Origin of the sequence: Calidithermus terrae, assembly GCF_003574345.1 — a bacterium.
Classification (GTDB): domain Bacteria; phylum Deinococcota; class Deinococci; order Deinococcales; family Thermaceae; genus Calidithermus; species Calidithermus chliarophilus.
Map to the genome: position 1 here is coordinate 1 of NZ_QXDL01000397.1, position 1619 is coordinate 1619.

Consider the following 1619-nt stretch of genomic DNA (forward strand, 5'->3'; position numbering starts at 1 on the left):
AGCGGTAGGCCGCTTCCTCCGAGCCATCCGCCACCGTGACCTGCCCGGCGTGGAGGCTGTAGCCCATGCCCACCCCGCCGCCGTGGTGGAAGCTGACCCAGGCCGCGCCCGAGACCGCGTTCAAGGCTTGTTGCCGCATCCCCAAAGCCTGGGGATGCATCCCCCGAGGCTGGGGCGGCATCCCCCAGGCGTGCACACCCACCCCTTGACAAGGCGGGGGCACCTGCATAATTTGGAACTGCGACAATAAGCTATCCCGGAGGAAGCTATGGCGAAGAACCCAGGACGCGTTATCGAACGGATGGAACAGGTGCTCAACGGCTGGGAGGCCACCGACCCCGGGCGGGTGATCGCGGGGGTGAGCCTCGAGGAGTACCGCGCCGACGTGGAGGCCGTGCGGCAGGCCCAGGCGCTCGTCGAGCGCAAGCGCACCGAGTGGGACAACGCCCAGACCGACCGCGACAAGCTCATCGAGGCCAAGCTCGAGCGCATGCAGCGGGTGGTCAACGGCGTCATCGGCGACCCCGAGCTCGGCCCCGACTCCAAGATGTACGAGGCCATGGGCTACGTCCGCAAGAGCGCCCGCAAGTCGGGCCTGACCCGCAAGAACAAAGACGCGGCCCCGCCCACGGAAGGCCCCAAGCTCCAGGCCCACAGCGCCTAACCCGCGCAAGCCCCGGCAGGGGAGGCCCCGCGCCTCCCCCGCTTCACTTGGCGGGGCGGCCTCGAGCCCGTACAATACGCAGTGTTTTACGCCGGGGTGGCGGAACGGTAGACGCTACGGACTTAAAATCCGTTGCCCGCAAGGGCGTGTGGGTTCGAGTCCCACCCTCGGCACCAGCACGAAACAGGAAAGCTGACCGCTGAAGAGGGTCGAGAGGCCTGGGGAGATGGTTACCCCAGGCCTACCTCCCGTTACAAGCACACCCGGGGCCTACGTTACAGGTTTTGTTCTTGGCAATGCAGGTGTCCCCGCAGGCCTTGCCGTCGCGGCATATTTTGCAGCAGCTCCCACCGCCGCCTCCGCCGCCGGGACCGGGTGTACAACCTAGAGGAGTTGCCGCGAATGCAGTAAAGAGCAGCGCCGATAAGCCCATAAACCTGAGCAGCCTCATACCCCATCACCTCCAAAACATGGACCTCTAGCGGCTAGAACCCGGTGGGGCGATCGGTAAAGATGACCTGGGAATGTTTCTTTCGTTACATCTTAGCAGGAATCCTCGTAATACTTGCCTGGTCTCTTTCGAGCCGGGCTCGGCCGTGCGGGCTGAGCGGCACGGCCTCACGTCCCCTGCGCTTTTCTGCCGGGGCGTGAGCCTCGAGCCCCCCCTTCCGGGTTAGACCCCACCGCCACTTCGGAGGGATGGAGCCGCCTCGAGCCGCCCTTAGGCTTTGGGCGTGCACGCGAAGCTGAGGGCGGCCGGGGTCTGCTTGGGGATAGGGATGGGCGGGTTCGTGGACGGGATCGTGCTGCACCAGATCTTGCAGTGGCACCACATGCTCTCCAACCGGGTCCCGCCGCGGGACATGGAGGCGATGCGGCTGAACATGCTCGCGGACGGGCTTTTCCACACGCTGGTGTGGATCGTGACGGCGGTGGGGGTCGGGCTGCTGTGGGG

Annotated in this window: 3 protein-coding genes and 1 tRNA gene; 3 read left to right on the forward strand and 1 reads right to left on the reverse strand. The window is 66.0% G+C overall.

Annotation, left to right across the window (positions count from 1 at the left end; all coding sequences use genetic code 11):
* The coding region (locus Mterra_RS23745) for a hypothetical protein (protein ID WP_338025088.1) at positions 1-229 on the reverse strand (229 nt) is incomplete at its 3' end.
* Between the two features lie 39 nt (positions 230-268).
* On the opposite strand from Mterra_RS23745, the gene Mterra_RS21100 reads away from it, so the two are divergent.
* From Mterra_RS21100 to Mterra_RS21110, 3 genes are all read left to right on the forward strand, one after another.
* Entirely contained in the window at positions 269-664 is a 396-nt protein-coding gene (locus tag Mterra_RS21100; protein WP_157202704.1) for a hypothetical protein, read from the forward strand.
* 90 nt (positions 665-754) lie between these two features.
* Positions 755-840, forward strand: a tRNA-Leu gene (locus tag Mterra_RS21105).
* A gap of 558 nt (positions 841-1398) precedes the next feature.
* A partial coding sequence (locus tag Mterra_RS21110; protein ID WP_218023001.1) for a DUF2243 domain-containing protein occupies positions 1399-1619 on the forward strand: 221 nt, incomplete at its 3' end.

What these genes read in the sequence shown, in the direction of transcription:
- Mterra_RS21100 (WP_157202704.1), top strand. Translation starts at nt 269, where the DNA reads ATGGCGAAGAACCCAGGACGCGTTATCGAACGGATGGAACAGGTGCTC.